The organism is Viscerimonas tarda (genome assembly GCF_054601255.1).
Genome location: NZ_BAAHWV010000024.1, coordinates 16,341 through 35,606, shown reverse-complemented (window position 1 = coordinate 35,606; position 19,266 = coordinate 16,341). Strand labels below are relative to the sequence as shown.

The following is a 19,266-nucleotide window of genomic DNA, read 5'->3' as shown; positions in this document are numbered from 1 at the left end:
GCGGGACTAAATACAGGGTTTTGCTGGTGAGCCGTAATTTGCGTTCAAAAAATACGTTTTAGGCAGCTTACAAAACAAAAAAGGGACTCTTCCGAATCCCTCTTTGTTTGCAATAATTAATTAAATATTATTCGTTAATCAGCTTGAAGAGTTCTTCGGCTGCTTCACGTGGTCCGTTCTTGGTTTTTCCTTCAATGGCGAGGCTTGTGTGCATTTCGCCTATTTTTACGCCGTTCTTCTGCATGTCTTTGAAGTATTTGCGTACCAGCGCTTCTGTTTCGGCTTGTTCCTGTACGGGGCCGAATGGGTTGGCAAAGTACGATTTCACGAGGCCTTTTTCGGTGGTTGTGCCTTTGGCTTTGCGTGCTCCTGCCTCAAAAACCTGAATGGCTTTGCCTAAATCGTTGTAGAACACGATTTTGTTCTCTGCTTCTTCGTAGTTGTTGGCATACAAGATGATGTCAACCGTATAGCCTTTTGAAATGACTTCGTAGGTGGAGATGGGTATTGTTACACGGGCATTCACTTTGTCGGGGTTGGTGTATATACCCCTGTCGAGCTGTTCGTAGGCATACATGGGGTCGAGGTCGTCGATGCGGACAAATGCGCCGATTTCGGTACCGTATCCCTTTATCGAGCCGTCTTCTTCTTCGTTGAGGTATCCCATATCGTCGAATATAACCCGCATGTGGCGGATATAGCTTTCGTTGAGTGTGCGGAAAGCTTCGAGGCTTTCCGATTTTCCGGCGCCGCTGTCTCCCATGATGATGATGTTCGATTCTTTTCCGTTCTTCAGCACAATGTTCACCATGGCTCCATGAATAGGAAGCCGGTTTTTTTCTATCTGCTTCACATTGTGGAGGGTAAGAAGCATCTTCTTCATGTATCCGAAGTAATCAATATCGTCGCAATAATTGGCGTACCCAATCAGGATGTCATTCTGTTTGTCCTTGTGGTAGAACGTTCTCTTTTCTTCTTGTCCGTCGGGATAGCCGAAGAGGTATATAATATCGGGTTTCTTGCCGATGTATTCGCTTTCTTTTGCCAGTTCAAACAAGTTCGACAGCCCGATTCCGTGTGCCATAAAATCTTTGTGGAAATAGACGAATGTGAGCATGCTTCCTACTTTTGCAGGGAATATAAACCAGTCGTCTTCGTTCAACACGATGTTGTTCAGCGGATTCTGGCTGTGCTCCTGAAATATTCCGTCCCGCGTGTTCCTTTTTGTGTAGGATATGAACGGCGGACGCAATACTACGGTGCTGATGAAAGGGATTTTAGCCAGTCCTATGTAGTCAACCGGGCAGTTCCATTGCACATCGTTCAGGGTTAAACTGGCATTGGCTCCGGCAATTGATTGCCTGAAAACACGAATATCGTGTCCGTTGACGGTTTCCTGAATGCGGCGGCTGGTGGCCAGCACCAAGTCGTTGAACATGTCATTGGCCTGAATAAAGCGAACATTCTGAAGCCCTTCGCCCAGTTTTTCGTTCCGGACGATACTGTATCGTTCGAGTTTTTTCCAGAAACCTAATAAAAGTTTGATGACTTCGATAAACAAGTCCTTGTCTTCAAAGAAAGCTTTGTATTTGTTGTCAACGGCTACCACCTCATCAATATTGAATACTGTCAGCAGTTTAAAAACCTCAATGAGCGATTCGGTTAACTCTTCGTCGGTTTTAAACGTGGCAAGGTAGTGATTGTAAATGATGGGCTCATCTTTTTTGAGCGTTTTGATGAAAACTTCGACAACTCTTTTAAAACCATAGCTGCTCAACAATTTTTGTTTTGTATCGCAGTACTTCAAAGTGAAGTTTATCATCGCTCTTCCGCGGGAAATGGTAAATTCCTGTAGCATATATCCAAACTTAGTTTTAGTTGCTTTTATGTGTATTTGAACTTAGACAGGCCAGCAAAGGTAATGCTTTTTCTTCGGAATCCATGCCTTTATGGAAGTAAAAATGTGCCATATTTTTGTTAAACAATCTTTTTTGCGTATTGTTGTTTGCCGAATGAAGGATGAAAACGGACAGGAGAGGGCAGATACAAAAATACCGTTGACAATTTATCTTGCTGTTACTCAAAATTAAACGATAGCGTTATCATGCGCGATTTGCCCGACGACAGCGCTTCGGTGTATTTCAGGAGGTCTTTGTCGCGTAAGTCCGAACGGTCTTTATTAATCAGATCTTTTAATCCGAACGAAAACTTGAGCTCGGGGCAAAACTTGAACATGGGCGTATAAATATTGCATCCAAAGCCAAATTCAAGGCCGAAATCGGAGCCGTTCAGCCTGAGGGGCTGGTTGGTTTTGGCGCCTATTTCCATGTTGGCATATCCTCCTCCCAGCACGTATGGGCGAATATTGTTGAGCCTTTTTGAACTGTACTTTAGCAATAAAGGAAAGGACAGGTAGTTTGTTTTTAATATGGTTTTGAACTCTTCGCCCGAATTCTGCTCTTTAAAAAAGAATGACTTTTCGCCAAAATAGAGGGTAGGCGCTGTCCGAATATTCAGGTACTCGCTCAAATACCGGTCGGCGATGATTCCAACGCTAAACCCCGGCGAATAGGAAGGTATTTCGGCAAACCACACTTCGCCGTTTGGCTGAACAAATCCGGTGTGAGACAAAATTAAATCCTGCGTATGCATACCCACCGTAAACCCGAAGCTATACAGCTTTTGGTCGGCGTATGGGCGGTTCTGCACCTTTAGCTGCTGTGCATACGCACTATGGTGCATCGCCAGCAGGAGTACGGCGCATAAAAATATTGTTGTTATGTATCTTGTTTTCAAATTCATTTTTCTAATAAACGTTGATTTGCACAAATTATTATAAGTTCAAAGTTTAAGGTTCAAGGTTTAAAGTTCAAAGTTTAAGGTTCCCAGCCCGAAACTTAATTAGAATAATTCAAAATAACCGGCTATTGATTTTATTTATTTGCGATAGATTGATGAATCTTCCTTTTATAAATCAATCAATTAGGGCGTTTCCATTTGATAAGGCCGGATATGCCGGTTGGTCATACAGCGGTTTTTCGGTAACAGCAGTTTTGGCTGAATAGAAAAACTCCTTATATTTGTTGCTTCAAAAGTAGTATTAATAATGGTGTATTTAAAATTTTGAGTTATGGCTTATGTAATTAATGAAGATTGTATTGCATGTGGTACTTGTATCGACGAATGTCCGGTAAGTGCAATATCGGAAGGAGATATTTATAAAATTGACCCGGACACATGTACCGATTGCGGCACTTGTGCGGATGTTTGCCCAACAGGGGCCATTAGTCCGGCATAATTGCTGACAATAGTAGAGAATAAAATAGAAAACCCTTGCTCTTGGCGAGGGTTTTTTATTATTGAGACGGATATGGGAACGCGGATTATGCGAATTATCGCAAATAATACGCTGTGCTTACGAATTGACGGACACCCCAACACCCTAAGCTCCGCATGGGGCGACACTTGATAGCGTGTCCAAGTGTCGTCCCATGCGGGACTTGCTTGGATGAGGCGATTCTTTATCTGTAAGTTGAAGCATACGGTTAATAAAGTACCGTCCCATGCGGGACTAAACACATGAATTTGCATTCTTCCGGTGTTCGGGCTATTTACCTCCGCTTTTCCGGTATGCTTCGATTTTTTTTCCGCCGTTGATAAGGGATGTTGCACTTTTCTTGCCAAACCAGCCACAGAATAAATATAACACCATTGTAGTAGAGCCATTTGAATACATCTTTGTGAAACAATTGGAACCAATCGTTGTAAAATGTCCGGTAGGAGTTTGGGGCGTCTTGCCATTGAGCATGGTTATACCATTCATTAAAAGGGATAAACCAATCGGGAAATCCGTCCTTTATGAGCAGGGCTGAGGTCATTATCCGAAGGATATTGATTAAACTCAATATAACTATCGAAAGGGGGATATACCATAATTTTTTCTTCAGCGGGCCAAAGCAGCAGACAATAATCAGGGCAAATTGAATCATTTGTTTAATCCCCGTACAGTCCCAAACGATGCGCAACCTCATGGAAGTTTCCGAAACAAAGTCCTGATAAGTAATAGGATGGTCGAAGTAGAGCAGGGCGCCGCTTATTGTTAAATCGTGGAATCCCAGAACATGATTAACTATCCAGTAGGTTGCTTGTGCCGTCCACACCGAAAAAGGCTTCGTGAGATTTGTTATATCTTTGCTGAGAAAAAATAATTTTTCAGTTTCTTCTTCATCCGTGCTTACAAACAATTTCCACAGAAAATCAAAAGAAATGAATAGGAAAAGAAACCAGATAATATCTTTATACGGTTTTATTTCGTTATGTAATACCCTAATATGCGATTTCAACGGAACGTCTCCTTATATATAATAAAACAGAGAGCGAAGGTATAAAATTATTGTCATATAAAAAAGGAATTAGGCAAACGCATGAAAAATTTTACTGCTTATGCCTTTCGGTAAAGTTGCTGGTATGAGCAGGAGATTCCTCCCTTTGGTCGGAATGACGGTTTCCTTTTGGGGAGAGGAGATGGGGAAGCGGCGGCTTTGCCGCCGCTTCCCCATCCCTTAAACCACCAATAGGCGATTCATTCCGACCAAAGGGAGGAATCTCATTCGTAATAGTAGTTCTAAATTTTTTCATGGTTTACCTTAACCCTTTATGCAGCAAAATAACTTTCGACTACCGCTTGTATTAGTTAAGATATACAAATATTGAAGTTATTTTAATGGAAGAGTGCGACAAGAATGCACAATCTCAATTAAAAAGTCATATTTTTGTGGAGCCAAATTTGGCATTGTAAAGATTTAATCCGAATTATAGAATTAGAATGTTGACAAATAAAAAATTATTTTTTCTGGCTATACTAGCTGTTTTCGCTGTCTCCGCAGAAGCACAGAACACGAATTCGCCATATAGCCGGTACGGGTATGGCGTGCTGAACGATAAAGCCATTGGGGCATCGAAAGGAATGGGCGGAATTTCTTACGGGGTCAGAGGCCAGAATGTGAATCCGGGCAATCCTGCTTCCTATTCCAGTATCGATTCATTGACGTTTTTGTTCGATATAGGGGTCTCCTATACGAATAGCCGTTTTAAAACCCCCGGGGCCTCTCAAAACGACGACAACGGCGGATTGGACTATCTGGCCTTGCAGTTTCCCATTGCAAAAGGCCTGGCGGTTAGCGTCGGTTTTTTACCCTATTCTTCGGTAGGATACCAATTTGGTAACGAAGTGGTGGAAAACGGATTGAGAAAAAAATATGATTTTCAGGGCGCAGGCGGATTAAGCCAGATATACGGCGGATTGTCGTACCGCGTTTTCAAAAACCTGTCTATTGGAGCCAATGTAGCCTATTTGTACGGACGGGCGGAACATTCGCGGTCGATGTCCATATTATCCGAATCGGTTCCTGCTGCGGGCGAATACAAGAAATTATCCATCAACTCGGCCAGGTTCGACATTGGTGTGCAATACCTGCAGCCATTAACCTTGCTGGGTAGTAAAAACCTGCTGACGGTAGGCGCTGTCTATACTCCGGCGATTAAGCCAAGCGCCAGAATGCTTGTCATATCCACCGATACTGTCAGTTATGGCGTTGATACACAATTGCCCCATACTTTCGGGCTGGGATTTACATTGTCCAACAACCGAACCTTATTGTATGGCGTTGACGTAACTTATCAGAAATGGGCAGACCTGAATTACCCCGGCCAAATGGGAGACGAACTCTCCTCTGCCGACCGGTTTAACAACAGACTGCGTGTTAATGCAGGGGTTGAGTACCTCATATCTCCCTTTGAACGCAACTTCTTCAAAAGGCTGAAGTTTCGTGCCGGATTAAATTACAGCAACTCTTACCTGAATGTGAAAGAGAAATCGACAGGCAAAACAGGCGGTTATAAAGAATATGGAGCAACCTTAGGGCTTGGATTGCCTATCAGGGATTCATACACCGGAAAAACCTCCTATATTAATGTCAGCTTTGAATACACCAAACTGGCTCCCGAAATAAGTACAATGATAAAAGAAGACTATATCGGAGTTTCGGTAGGCATGAACCTGAATGATTTGTGGTTTGTGAAAAACAAATTCAGATAAATTGAGTTCAAGGTTCAAGGTTCAAAGTTGTAGAGACGCGCCACGTCTCGTATTCCATTCAAAACCTTGAACTTTGAACTTGAAACTTTGAACTTTTTTTTTGTGAAAAATAAAGGAATATATATAGTTGCTTGTTTTATCGGGATGCTCTTTGTTTGTTGCGGCGGCGAAAAGAAAGAATATGTTGATATTCCTTTGGATAACGAAAAAACGCCCACCATGTCAGTAGATAGTGTAACCGAATTGATTTCGGATTCGGGGATAATACGCTACAAGCTGATTACAAGAAAGTGGCTGTTTTTCGACAAGGCGAAAGATCCGCATTGGTTTTTTCCCGAAGGATTGTATGTCGAGCAGTTCGACACGGCGCATCAGGTTCAGGTTACATTAAGGTCGGATACCGCCTGGAATTATAAGCAACGTAAATTGTGGAAACTGAAAGGAAATGTGTTCTTTCGCAATTCGCTCAACGAAACATTTGAAAGTCAGGAACTGTATTGGGACGAAAGGAGAGGAAAAGTATATTCCGACATGTATATCGAAATAAATCGACCGGATAAGCTGATGCTCAAAGGTTTTGGCTTTGTATCGAATCAGCAGATGACAGAATATCAGATACTTCGACCGCACGATTCATATACTTATGTGCAAGATGGCGGGGAAATAATCGACACGACAGCTGTTGCAAACTGATTCGGGATGATGCTTTTTGACGAAAAACAGATATTTTTTTGAATTTAGGATTTTTTTAAACCAAAATATATTATCTTCGTGCCCTGATATTCGGTTAAGAATAAAGAAATAACAATATTATATTTAAAAATAGTTGATACTCAATGGCAACATTACAAAAAATCAGGAATAGAGGCGGTTTGCTCGTTGCTGCATTAGGCATAGCGTTACTGGCATTTGTTTTAGGAGACTTGTTCAACTCAGGTGGAACATTGTTCAATAAATTTAGAGACAGGGCATTTTCGGTTGACGGAGATGTTGTTTCCACAGGGGAATACCAGGACAGGATTACGCAGTTCGAGGAATTTCAGAAAATGATGAGCGGTCAGACCTCGATGGACGAAAACCTTAGCGCTCAGATAAGAGAGTATGTTTACGAGCAAATGGTGAAAGAAAAAATTCTGGATGACCAGTCGGCAAAATTAGGCTTGGCTGTTTCGCCGGAGGAACTTCAGGATATGGTTTATGGCGAAAATGTTTCGCCTCTCCTTTTGCAATCGCCCATGTTTGCCGACCCTCAAACAAGGCAGTTCAGCAAAGAAGGATTGCTGCAATTTCTCAGCTATATCCACACCGATATAAATACAATACCCGCAGAACAAAGGCAACAACACCAGATGTTTTCTTCCATGTGGTTGATGATAGAACGAATGATGAAATATTATCGTTTGGAAGAAAAATACAATACATTGGTGGCATCGTCAATTTCGGCGAATGATATTGAGGCTAAATCCAATATTGAAGATACCAAAACCAACTCAAGCATAGCCTACGTTGTCAGCCGCTACTCTTTGATTCCCGATTCGGCAGTTACTGTGTCTGATAAGGAAATTGAAAAGCTGTACAACGAACGTAAAAACAATTATAAGTTATACACCGAACAGGCTAAGCTTTCTTATTTTGTAAAAGATGTTCGACCAAGCGAAGACGATTACGCCGAAATCGAAAAAGAAATGCAAACGATTCGCGAAAGCTTGGCTACGGCAACAAATCCGGCGCTGTTAGTCGCCGATTATTCGGAAATTCCATACCAGGATGTATTTGTTTCGGAATCTTCGTTGTATCCCGAAGAAAAGACTTTTGTCGGTTCAGCCGCTGCTGGCGATGTGTATGGCCCCGAAAGAGATAACGATTCGTATCGTTTATATAAGTTAGTGGCAAAAACGGTGGCTCCCGATTCGGTTAAAATGAGAATGATCAGCGTACCTTTGGCCGACGAAAAATTGGCTGGATCCGTTGCCGACAGTCTTATAAACGTAATTAACGGAGGAAAAGACTTTTCGGATGTAGCTAACGAAATCAATCCTCAATCGAATGGTGGTGATATTGGCTGGGCAACCGAAGCCATGTTGGCGACAGGAGGTGAAGATTTTGTGAGAAGTTGTTTCGGCGCATCGAAAGGAGCCTTGTTGAAACTCAAAACAGGGACTGTAACTCAGGTGGTTAAAATAGACGACATAACTTCGCCCGTTTCTAAAGTGAAATTGGCGACAATACAAATGTCGGTTCCGGTAAGCGATAAGACCTTGTCGGATATAGACAACGAGTTGAACCAATTTACAGCTGAAAACGTAAGCGCTGCCGATTTTGACAAAGCTGTTGCCGAAAAAGGCTACAATGTTGTAACCGGTATGACGCTGGTTCCGTCTTCCATGAATCTGAACCAGATAAAAGGTTCTCGTCAGGTAATATCCTGGGCTTTCAACGAAAAAGCAGGTTCGGTGAAAAAGTTCGATCTTCCCGAGCAACGGGTTGTCGCCAAAATTGACGAAAAAATAGAGCCTGGATACCAACCCTTGTCCGAAGTATCGGTTATATTGAAAGATGAGCTTATCAAAGCTAAAAAAGCTGAAAAAATAATTGCCGATCTGAAAACGAAGAACGCAACAAGTCTGGATGCTTATGCGCAAGTATTGGGAGCGAAAGTCGATACTGTCAGGTTCGTTAATTTTGCAACACTAAGTGTTTCGGGATTGGGACGCGAGCCGGTGGTGAATGTTTCTGCCAAACATGCCGGATTAAACAAACTGCAAGGCCCTGTGAAAGGCAATGCCGGCGTACTGGTGTATTCGGTGTTTGAACGTCAGGAATCTCCTGTGATTCAGGAGCTTAATCTTGTGAAAAGCAATTTGGACCGTTCGTACGTTTACCGTGTAAATTCGGGTACCTTGTTTGAGGTTCTGAAGGAAAAAATGGATGTACAGGACAATCGTGTGAAGTTTTTCTAAACAAACAATAACTCAACAAAGGCCTCACAGAATTATTTTTGTGAGGCCTTTTGTTTATAAGTAACAGTATTTTTATGATGACTAAAAAACAACGCTACGAAAAGGTAATTGGCTGGTTTGAGCAAAATTTTGCCGTTGCCGAAACCGAACTGCACTACGATAGTCCGTTTCATCTGCTTATAGCTGTTATTTTGTCGGCCCAATGCACCGATAAGCGCGTGAATATGATAACTCCGGATTTGTTTGAGGCTTTTCCGGTTCCCGAGGTGATGGCAGCCTCATCTCCCGACGAAGTATATCAATACATCAAAAGCATATCGTATCCCAACAACAAGGCCAAGAACTTGGTTGGGATGGCCAAAAAACTGGTAACGGACTTCAACAGCACAGTACCTTCGGAACTGGAGTTGCTGGAACAAATACCGGGGGTGGGGCGCAAAACAGCCAACGTAATGCTCGCCGTAGCATTCGACAAGCCTGCGATGCCGGTTGATACGCATGTGTTCAGGGTAGCCAACCGGATAGGGCTGACAATCAACTCTAAAACGCCACTGGAAACGGAGAAAGAGCTGGTGAAATATATACCGGCCAAGTTGTTATCGAAAGCGCATCACTGGCTCATATTGCATGGTCGCTATGTTTGCATGGCCCGAAAGCCCAACTGCGAAGCCTGTGGTTTGAAGGAATGGTGTAACTATTTTGCCGCCAACAGGTTGTAGTTCTCAGCCTTAGCCTTACGGCTATTAATAAAATACATATTCGCGTCAGCGGGCGAATAATGATTCACCCCTACGATAATACGAATAATAAAACCTCATTCCCACCTAATTCAAAATACAAAACAACCTCAGTAGCAATGGATTACAACGTATAATTTAACCATATTACCTCATTATTCACACCTCTCTTGTGCCGATAAATTTTGTGTGAATAAATGAGGTAATGAGGTCAGGCTATTTATTATAATATGCTGCTACTGAGGTTGTTTTGTATTTTGAATTAGGTAAAAATTAGGTTGCAAAAAAGGTACAGATACAACATGGCGTACCTGATGGCACGTTGTTATGCTTAAGAATCGGTTTTCTACCAACATCGAATCCCTAACGGGATTTAGAACTTAACAGCCCTGCCCGCAGAGGGCGATACTGATTGTCCGTAGGGGATACATTATCAATCGTTCAGGATAGCCCCAGTATTTTATCAACGGAATCCAGCCATTTATTGTAATCGAAACGCTTGAGGCATTCGTCGGCTTTTGAGGTGTATTTTCCGGCTATTGACGGCTCGTCCAAGGCCTTTTTCATTCCCCTGTAAACGCCATCGGAACTGTTGCCGGTGAGTAATGCATATTCTCCGTTGGCCGATATTTCGGTAGGGCCTCCGCAATCGGTAGTTATGACGGGAGTTCCCAGATAAATAGACTCTAACACAACCAGCGAAAAGCTCTCTTTCTCGGAGCTGCATATCAGCCAATCGGCCGATTTCATGTGAGGGTAGGGGTTGTTTATGTATCCCGGCAACGAGACCGTGTCGCTTAGCGATAACCCGGCTACGAGCCTCTTAACATCCTCAAAGAACAGCCCGTCGCCTATTATTTTTATCTTGAAGTTATAGCCTTCATTTTTAAGCCTTCGGGCGGCTTTTATCACTCTATCAATTCTTTTTTCGACCGAAAAGCGACCGACCATGATAAACATGGGATGTTCCATTTCAGTGTTACACGCCTCCAGACTGAGTTTCCCTATTTTGGAGAGTTCGATGGCATTGTATATCACTTGCAGGTTTTGTCCTTTGACCAGTTTTCCCTGGTTGTATATCCGGGTGTAATTGTTCATCGAAGCATTGGATACAAAAACAACATCGTTGTAGCGGCGGAAAGCTTTGATAAGCCGCTCGCTCCTGATTTGGAGAAGCTTCACCGGAAGCCATTCTTTCAGCGATTTAACGGTGTATTTTCGCTCGACCGGCAGATTGTGTATCCAGAGTATCTTGGGCTGTCTGGCGCGTGCAAAAACAGCAGAATACACACTATCCTTGAAGCTTACAATCAAGTCATACTTTTTCAGGTCGAGGTGGACTACCTTAGCATAGAGGGACGGAAAAAAAGACATCAGGTTTTCGTGCAGCACCTTTTGAAGCCTCGACAATTTCTTCGGGTATATATACGCCACATTCACCCTGTCGGGAACATCCTTCAGCAGAATATCACCGGCATCGTGAACCGGCAGCAACAAGGTAACTTCACATGCTTCACCGGCGATATGATGCAGGAGGTTGACCAGCAATGTCTCTGTCCCCCCATAATTCAGGCAATCGTTGAATAGCAGTATTTTTTTCATCCGGCATTTTTCAGCAGGGGCGTATCGAATACGCCCGACACACAAACATTGAACATTGCACAAAGGGCGTATTCGATACGCCCCTACAATTCTATTTAATCATTACCCTTCCAGTTGTCCGTGGCAATTTTTATATTTTTTGCCGCTTCCGCAGAAACAAGGATCGTTTCGTCCCGGTTTTTTGTCCACATGGATGGGCATAACTTTGGGCGCTTCGGCTTGTTGTGCCTGCGCTCCCTGTTGCGGGTTGCCCTGACTGGTAATATCCGATTTTTCGGTCCGGTAACGGCTGTAATCGGTTTTCGATTCGGGAGCAGCCTGACGTACATCTTCGGCTTGGCGAACAGGTATCTGCGCTCTCATCAAAATGGCTACGGCTTTGCGGTTTATTGTATCGACCATTGCCTTGAACAAGTTGAACGACTCCAGTTTGTAAATCAGCAAGGGGTCTTTTTGTTCGTAGCTTGCATTTTGCACCGATTGACGTAAATCGTCCATTTCGCGCAAATGTTCTTTCCATTGCTCGTCGATGGTATGGAGCAATATCGACTTTTCAAATGCCTTTATCACCCCTTTCGAGCCGGTTTCGTAGGCTTCTTTCAGGTCGCACGAAATATTGTAGATGCGCTTTCCGTCAGTTATGGGGATGAGTATATTCTGGTATCTATCGCCTTGTTTTTCAAACACATCCTTGATAACAGGATTGGCTATTTCCGCCAACCGGTCCATCTTGCCCTTGAAACCCTGAATGGCTTTGTCATACACCTGTTCTTCCAGTCCGTGCAGTTTATCCGATTTGAATTTCTGTTCGTCAAATGGCGCTTCAAGAGCCATAATGCGCAACAGTTCTATTTTCAAACCTTCGTAGTCCTGAGAGTCGTAGTATTGTTCGATGATGGCCGACGATGCATCGTAAAGCATATTAATGATGTCGATACCAATACGTTCGCCCATCAGCGCATGACGGCGGCGCTTGTAGATTACCTCCCGCTGCGAGTTCATCACATCGTCGTATTCGAGCAGGCGTTTACGAATACCGAAGTTGTTTTCTTCCACTTTCTTCTGCGCCCGTTCTACCGATTTGCTCAGCATGTTGTGCTCAAGTACTTCTCCTTCTTTGAAGCCCATCCTGTCCATCCATTTGGCGATACGGTCGCTGGCAAATAAACGCATCAGGTTGTCTTCGAGCGATACGAAGAATACCGAAGAGCCCGGGTCTCCCTGACGACCGGCACGACCTCTCAACTGGCGATCGACCCGGCGCGATTCGTGCCTTTCGGTACCGATAATGGCCAGCCCTCCGGCAGCTTTCACTTCGGGCGTCAGCTTGATGTCGGTACCACGACCTGCCATATTGGTGGCTATGGTTACTGTTCCGGGTTGTCCTGCCAAGGCCACAATATCGGCTTCTTTCTGGTGTAACTTGGCATTCAACACGTTGTGCTTTATTTTACGGAGCGTCAACATGCGGCTCAGCAACTCGGATATTTCTACCGAAGTAGTACCGACAAGCACCGGACGTCCTTTTCCTACAAGTTCTTCTATTTCGTAAATAACAGCCGTATATTTTTCCCTTTTGGTTTTGTATATGCGGTCGTTCATATCGTTGCGGGTGATGGGGCGGTTGGTTGGGATAACTACCACATCCAGCTTGTATATGTCCCACAACTCGCCTGCTTCTGTTTCGGCAGTACCGGTCATCCCCGATAGTTTGTGATACATACGGAAGTAATTCTGCAAGGTGATTGTGGCAAAGGTTTGCGTTGCCGCTTCCACTTTCACGCGTTCTTTTGCTTCAATGGCCTGATGCAAACCATCGGAATAGCGGCGGCCATCCATAATACGTCCGGTTTGTTCGTCAACAATCATCACCTTGTTGTCCATCACCACATACTGGTCGTCTTTTTCAAACAAGGCGTAGGCTTTCAGCAGTTGGTTTACGGTGTGAACGCGTTCCGACTTGATGCTGTAATTCAGCGTCATTTCATCTTTCTTCCCGGCCTTTTCCTGATCGGTTAAGCCCGAATTTTCCAGTTCGGCCATTTGCGCCCCAATATCGGGCAAGACAAAGAACAAGGGGTCGTCCGAATTACCTGTCAACAGGTCGATGCCCTTGTCAGTCAGTTCGATGCTGTTATTTTTCTCGTCAATTGTAAAGTACAGGTCGTCGGTAACAATGTGCATATTCTTCATTTGTTCCGACATGTAAAACTCTTCGGTTTTAAGCATGGCCGCTTTTATGCCCTGTTCGCTCAAATACTTGATAAGCGGCTTGCTCTTGGGCAAGCCCTTGTAGGAACGAAACAAAAGCAAGCTGCCTTCTTCCTGCACTTTTTTATCATCGGATGCCATTTTAACCCTGGCTTCGGCCAGGAGTTTGGTACAGAGGTCGCGCTGGGCTTTCACGATTACTTCGACACGGGGACGAAATTCGTCGAACAATTGGTCTTCGCCTTTCGGGATCGGTCCCGATATAATCAAAGGGGTACGGGCATCGTCAATCAACACCGAGTCAACCTCATCCACAATGGCGTAGTTGTGTTTCCGTTGCACCAAATCGGCAGGACTAATCGCCATATTATCGCGAAGATAATCGAAACCAAATTCGTTGTTTGTACCGAATGTGATGTCGGCGGCATAGGCCTGACGGCGGCTTTCGGAGTTGGGCTGATGTTTGTCGATGCAATCCACCGACAGGCCATGGAACATATACAAAGGCCCCATCCATTCCGAGTCGCGTTTCGACAGATAATCGTTGACCGTTACCACATGCACTCCGTTACCCGTAAGGGCGTTCAGGAAGACGGGCAGGGTAGCCACGAGGGTTTTTCCTTCCCCCGTTGCCATTTCGGCTATTTTACCTTTATGCAATACCACTCCACCAAACAGCTGAACATCGTAGTGAACCATGTCCCAGGTTATTTCGTTACCTCCGGCAATCCAGCGGTTCTTGTATATGGCGTCATCGCCGTCTATCCAAACAAAATCTTTGGTTTTGGCCAGTTCCCTGTCGAAATCGGTGGCTTTCACCACAATTTCTTCGTTTTGGGTGAAGCGGCGAGCGGTATCCTTCACTACGGAGAATGCTTCGGGCAATATTTCGTCCAGAACAGTTTCCAATTTTTCGGTGATTTCCTTTTCCAGCTTATCTATTTCCGCCCAGATTTCTTCACGCTGGTCTATTTCGATGTTTTCGATGCCGGCTTTCAGCTCTGCAATTTTTGCCCTTTCGGTTGCAACATAATCCAGTACCTTTGTCCTTAATTCGGCGCTTTTAGCTCTGAGTTCGTCATTCGATAGCTTTTCAATTGCCGGGTAAGCAGCTTTTATTTTATCGACATACGGATTGATTTCCCGTAAATCACGTTGCGATTTATTACCAAATAATGTGGCTAAAATACTATTTAATCCCATTTAATTATTGCTTTATGTTATAGGTTATTTTTGTTTTCTAATTACTTATATACCGGCTGCCGGCGATAAAAATTCGGGCAGCGCCTGCGATTTGGCGGCATTCGGCGAGCGTATCCGTAGAATATGGCTTACGGTTGGGGCTATTTCGGTGGCTTTTATCGTCCGTTTCACTTTTTCGGCTTTTATTCCATTGCCGAAGAAGATGGCCGGGGCAGTGGTCGCCGTTTCCCGTTCCCGTTTTTCCTGTGTAACGCGCTCCTGTTCGTTTATAATTTTGTAACCGGGCTGAATTTCGATGAATATATCTCCGCAAACATCTTTGTTCAGGATGTTTTTGTAGCGTGTCATATTGTCATTCGCCCGTCCGTTCAGTAGCTGAATGGAGGTCGCCACATCTTGTACGCCGGTAAATTGAACAACAAATTCGGCGGCTTTGTTCTGAACCTCTTCCAAGTTCAGGTTCTTCTCCTTAATGAGTTTCCGGTTGAGGTATATTTGTTTGTTGTATAGCTTTTCTACCCATTGTTCCTTGCCGTAAATGGCCATCAGATACATGTTCAGCAAGGCTTCGCAGCGATTGGTATAGAACACGCCACCCGGCATTTTCAGCCCATCGGGATATATCTCTTCGCTATCGTAATAGCCGGTGGAGGTAACAAATATCAGGGTGTTTTTTAGTCCGACAAGCTTGTCTATGTTATCCAGCAGCAGGCCTAATTCTCTGTCCAGCCGGGCGTATGCATCCTGTATTTCGAGCGAATAAGTTTTGTCTATTGATTTGGGGTAGTTTCCCAGATAGAAAGTCAATGCCAAAAAGTCAGGATTCGTCCGTTTTCCCATTTCGGCTTTTTCCAGCAGTTGCATGCTCGTATTCCGCACTTGCTCGTTGACCAAAGGTGTTTTCTTCACCAGCATATACGAATTGAACAAATGTTGGAAAGCAGCCCTGTTTGTGGTGTAGGGAAAGGCTTTGTAGTTTTCTATGGAGAGTACGGGTTTCCACGATAACGAGCCTACATAGCCCGAAAAAGTTCCGCTGCGGTTTTCTTTGTCCACCACCCAGTGAAAGTCTTTGTAGAAGGTACTTGTTGCCCATTTGCCGGTGTAATCGTCCACCCAATAGGCGCAATTGGCGGCATGACCTGCCGTTGTTAAGGCTTGCGAAGCATCGGGCGCAAAAGAATACACATCCGAAAAGCCATGTGATGCCAGTTTCAATTCGTCGGCGATGGTCGAAACTTTTAAGGCTGTGGGCGACAACTTGTCTTGCGTATAGTTCCCCAGAAAAGCATCGTCGTTGAAGAACGGGACTTCGTTGGCTCTTTCGGGTGAAATTTTTTTATCGCTTATAATGCCGTGATAAAAGGGATTTGCACCGGTATAGATGGTGGCTATGGCTGCCGGACTGTTTATGTTGGGGAAGTCGAAGGTCATGTTCTGATACACCAATCCTTCGTTCAACAGGCGTTTGAAGCCTTTTTCGGTAAATGTATGTTGAAACAGTTCAAGATAATCGCCCCTCAGTTGATCGATTGTAATACCGACCACCAACTTCGGGGTTTCCTTAAAGCTTGTCTGGGATTGGGCCGAAACAACCGTTAGTACAGCAACAAGCGATGTTATTATCTTTATCATTTATTTTTTGAAAGTCAAACTTTTCTTATTTAATTTACTCTGTACAAAATTCGTACCGGAACGTAAATACAATGCAAAAACAAAAGGGCTGAAGCTTGCCTCAAAATGCTGCGGAATAAGCCATCTGAACAGCAAAAACAAACTTAAGCACACAAAGTTAATAAAATGATAGTAATATACCGCCTTTGAAAAGTATTTTACGGGAATTAAAATCGCTATTATCAACTGAAGCGGGTTCAACCACACCAAATTCCAGTTCGGACTGGTTGCCGGATGCTCCGAAAAGAACACCAAAAATGCAATTATACAGCCCAATAGACCCATTACGGCAAACAATACTACGTCAAAAACCTTGCCCGGCAAGCAACGATTTCGGAAAGAAAGAACAGAGACGGCAAATGTTATAAGCAGCAATACAATTCCCGCTATAAACGGATAGTTGGTTGGCTTAGCGCCGTTTTCATTTGTTTCCCCAGCTTCGGTAATCAGGACTTCTTTAGCGACTAGTTTGCGTTCCGTACCGTCTTCCGATACAATAACGGCGTGGTCGCAAGCTTGTTTCAGGTACAAGGGTAAAAACATTTTTTCGCGCACTGTGGCTTCCCTGTCCGCACCGGTACCAATCAGCAGGTCGATACTGAATCGGAGCCAAGGGTCTGGCGATGTACATTCGTGCACCAAATCCCTGAATGTTTGGCGTTTTCTGACAAGCAGCTCATCTTCGGCAGCATATTTTATGTGTCCGTTGATATTTTTCTCAATAATATCGCGGGGACGTGTAGCGCAATTGTCGAAAAAGAAGTTGTAGCGGTATTCCCTATTGGCTGGTAATGCATTGACGTACAAGGCATCCCATATAGCTTGTTTTTCCTGTTGCGTCAGGTTCAGCCTCTGCTCGTACGAGGCAACCCCTCTCGTTTTATATTCTTCGAGATAATACTCAAACGGGTAGCCTGCCACCATGTAATCCGTTTCGCCTTTCATAAAACGGAAAGTGAAATTGGGCTTGTTGAAATCGAATATTCCGTAATTGAAAACGCAATCAAGCGCATAAGCCTTATCATTCACGCGGATAGCCGTATGGCCAAAGACGGTGTATGATGCGCCATACCATGGGCTGTTGGTCAATAAACTGATTTGCGCCGAATCGGACAACAGTATGGATTGGGCTTGCATTCCGGTAATGCCGGTAAGCCCTATAATAAAACTGATGAGTATTTTCCGTATCATATTCTACGAAGTCAAGCGATTTTGTTTTATAAACGTAACTTATTTCGTAAACTAAAAACCGTATTTCAATGGTAAACGAAACACGGTTTTATTTTTATGCTTTTTATTTTATATCCACTAATACAACGATAGTATATAGCTGAACCTCATATTATTACCACCGCTTCGGATAACAGATGTGGACGGTTTCATGTAGTTGAAAACCTGCCGGATAGATACGGTTCCGGTAGTAGATGACTGTATTGCATCCACTTCAACGGGCAGGATAACAAAATAGGGGTCGTGGTTGAGACCATTTTTTATTTTTTCCCTGTATGCCGTAATCAAATTGGCCAGGCTTGTAAAGCTGCACGAATTGGTCGTTGAATTCCACGATGCGTAAAAGCTTGTTTTGTTATCAGGCTTTCTTTTTTGCGGATTCAGGAAAAAGTCGTTCAGCGAATCTTTCTCTATTAGCAGTACCGAACCAGGTCTTCCAAAGTCGTATTTCAAAGCCGATTCTTTTTCGCTATAGCCATTCAATATAAATTTACCCGAATTCACGATTACCTTTTCGCTACCAAGGGCATCCATTTTTCGCACTATATCCTGAAGCGGAAACTGCACTTCGGTGCAAACACCCGCCGGTGTTTTCAGATAAACGGCATCAGGGTCGGTCAGCAAGGGATTCGGATTGGGAAACGAATTCTGAATGCTATTCAATTGGATAACCTCGGGTGTTACCACCAGCCTGAATACATCGTGCATGATTGTATCTGCCGTACCATCGTGGTTTCCAGCAGGGTAGTTGTAGGTGTAATATATATTCAAGGCCGAAATATTTACATTAATCAAGCTCCCCGACCCAAAAGTACTTGCCATATAAACGCCCGGGAAAAATTGGCGAAGCTTGTCTGTGTTGCTGAAGGTATCGAATTTTGCCTGTGCCGCTGTACCATAATCTTTCAGGTATTCATTTACAAACTTTCGGCCAATAAGCGTATCAACATCTATGGTCAGTGTGCGGAACGATTCGCCGGTACTTATCGAGGTATATAGTTTAGATTGGTCTATTGTGTATGTTTTTTGGCCCAACGGCTTTGTCATATTACAATAGCTCCTGGGATCGACATTCGTATAAAAATCCCTTTTCAGCGGGGATGTCAGCTCGTATGCCGATACGCCCATGGGAGCCAGCGAGTCTCCCGTATATTCGAGAAAAGTAACGGCCAGCTGCACCGAATCCACATCAATGAATAAATTTTCTTTGCGTATGTTTATATTTCCGAATATCAGATTGTCGGCGCCTTTAAACTCAAAAAGATACTCCGACTTGATTGTTCCGAACAAGGGGTCTTCGTATTTACCCAGAATGGCAGAAGTCGATCGGGCATATATATCATTCATCAGGATGGTTCGCGCCGATACATTCACCGTGTCGGTAATTATCAGAATTTCATCGCTTCCCGGTTGAATATCTCCGCCAATGGAGTTAACGTCATCGTCGCACGATACGGCAAAAACCGCCGTCAAAACAAGTACAAATCCCAGTATGTATAATTTCATTTTAGTTACGAGTTACAAGAGTTAATTAGCAACTATTCTAAACGCT

General features: G+C 43.9%; 14 protein-coding genes. 5 read left to right on the top strand and 9 right to left on the bottom strand.

What is annotated here, in order from left to right:
* Positions 1-127 precede the first annotated feature (127 nt).
* The gene (locus ACYPWY_RS11030; protein WP_459685583.1) at positions 128-1,858 is read right to left on the bottom strand and encodes a phosphoenolpyruvate carboxykinase; all 1,731 of its coding nucleotides are present in this window, start codon (positions 1,856-1,858) and stop codon (positions 128-130) included.
* Positions 1,859-2,076: 218 nt separating this feature from the next.
* The gene (gene porT / locus ACYPWY_RS11025) at positions 2,077-2,802 is read right to left on the bottom strand and encodes a type IX secretion/gliding motility protein PorT/SprT (RefSeq protein WP_459685582.1); all 726 of its coding nucleotides are present in this window, start codon (positions 2,800-2,802) and stop codon (positions 2,077-2,079) included.
* 328 nt (positions 2,803-3,130) lie between these two features.
* Here porT and ACYPWY_RS11020 point away from each other — a divergent pair, with 328 nt between their 5' ends.
* Positions 3,131-3,298: a DUF362 domain-containing protein gene (locus ACYPWY_RS11020; RefSeq protein WP_459685581.1), complete on the top strand. Its 168-nt coding sequence runs from the start codon at positions 3,131-3,133 to the stop codon at positions 3,296-3,298.
* A gap of 313 nt (positions 3,299-3,611) precedes the next feature.
* Here the strand turns inward: ACYPWY_RS11020 and ACYPWY_RS11015 are convergent, their stop codons facing one another.
* Both ACYPWY_RS11015 and ACYPWY_RS11010 read right to left on the bottom strand, forming a co-directional pair.
* Positions 3,612-4,343: an exosortase/archaeosortase family protein gene (locus ACYPWY_RS11015; protein WP_459685580.1), complete on the bottom strand. Its 732-nt coding sequence runs from the start codon at positions 4,341-4,343 to the stop codon at positions 3,612-3,614.
* 91 nt (positions 4,344-4,434) lie between these two features.
* Positions 4,435-4,638 carry a hypothetical protein gene (locus ACYPWY_RS11010; RefSeq protein WP_459685579.1) on the bottom strand — a complete coding sequence of 68 codons (204 nt, stop codon included), beginning with the start codon at positions 4,636-4,638 and terminating at the stop codon, positions 4,435-4,437.
* Between the two features lie 187 nt (positions 4,639-4,825).
* Between ACYPWY_RS11010 and ACYPWY_RS11005 the strand changes: the two genes are divergently transcribed.
* The 4 genes from ACYPWY_RS11005 to nth all read left to right on the top strand — a co-directional run bounded on the left by ACYPWY_RS11005 (position 4,826) and on the right by nth (position 9,776).
* The gene (locus ACYPWY_RS11005; protein WP_459685578.1) at positions 4,826-6,097 is read left to right on the top strand and encodes an OmpP1/FadL family transporter; all 1,272 of its coding nucleotides are present in this window, start codon (positions 4,826-4,828) and stop codon (positions 6,095-6,097) included.
* A gap of 102 nt (positions 6,098-6,199) precedes the next feature.
* Entirely contained in the window at positions 6,200-6,790 is a 591-nt protein-coding gene (gene lptC, locus ACYPWY_RS11000; protein ID WP_459685577.1) for an LPS export ABC transporter periplasmic protein LptC, read from the top strand.
* A 143-nt stretch (positions 6,791-6,933) separates the two neighbouring features.
* Positions 6,934-9,057, top strand: coding sequence for a peptidylprolyl isomerase (locus ACYPWY_RS10995; protein ID WP_459685576.1), 2,124 nt, complete (start codon positions 6,934-6,936; stop codon positions 9,055-9,057).
* A gap of 77 nt (positions 9,058-9,134) precedes the next feature.
* On the top strand, positions 9,135-9,776 hold the full coding sequence (gene nth, locus ACYPWY_RS10990) for an endonuclease III (protein ID WP_459685600.1): 642 nt from the start codon (positions 9,135-9,137) through the stop codon (positions 9,774-9,776).
* Positions 9,777-10,235: 459 nt separating this feature from the next.
* On the opposite strand, the gene ACYPWY_RS10985 is transcribed toward nth, so the two are convergent.
* The 5 genes from ACYPWY_RS10985 to ACYPWY_RS10965 all read right to left on the bottom strand — a co-directional run bounded on the left by ACYPWY_RS10985 (position 10,236) and on the right by ACYPWY_RS10965 (position 19,220).
* Positions 10,236-11,396, bottom strand: coding sequence for a glycosyltransferase (locus ACYPWY_RS10985; protein ID WP_459685575.1), 1,161 nt, complete (start codon positions 11,394-11,396; stop codon positions 10,236-10,238).
* A 102-nt stretch (positions 11,397-11,498) separates the two neighbouring features.
* Entirely contained in the window at positions 11,499-14,810 is a 3,312-nt protein-coding gene (gene secA, locus ACYPWY_RS10980; protein WP_459685574.1) for a preprotein translocase subunit SecA, read from the bottom strand.
* A gap of 45 nt (positions 14,811-14,855) precedes the next feature.
* Entirely contained in the window at positions 14,856-16,445 is a 1,590-nt protein-coding gene (locus tag ACYPWY_RS10975) for an alkaline phosphatase family protein (RefSeq protein ID WP_459685573.1), read from the bottom strand.
* Entirely contained in the window at positions 16,446-17,675 is a 1,230-nt protein-coding gene (locus tag ACYPWY_RS10970; protein WP_459685572.1) for a lipoprotein N-acyltransferase Lnb domain-containing protein, read from the bottom strand.
* Between the two features lie 117 nt (positions 17,676-17,792).
* Positions 17,793-19,220, bottom strand: coding sequence for a DUF4270 domain-containing protein (locus ACYPWY_RS10965; RefSeq protein ID WP_459685571.1), 1,428 nt, complete (start codon positions 19,218-19,220; stop codon positions 17,793-17,795).
* Positions 19,221-19,266 lie beyond the last annotated feature (46 nt).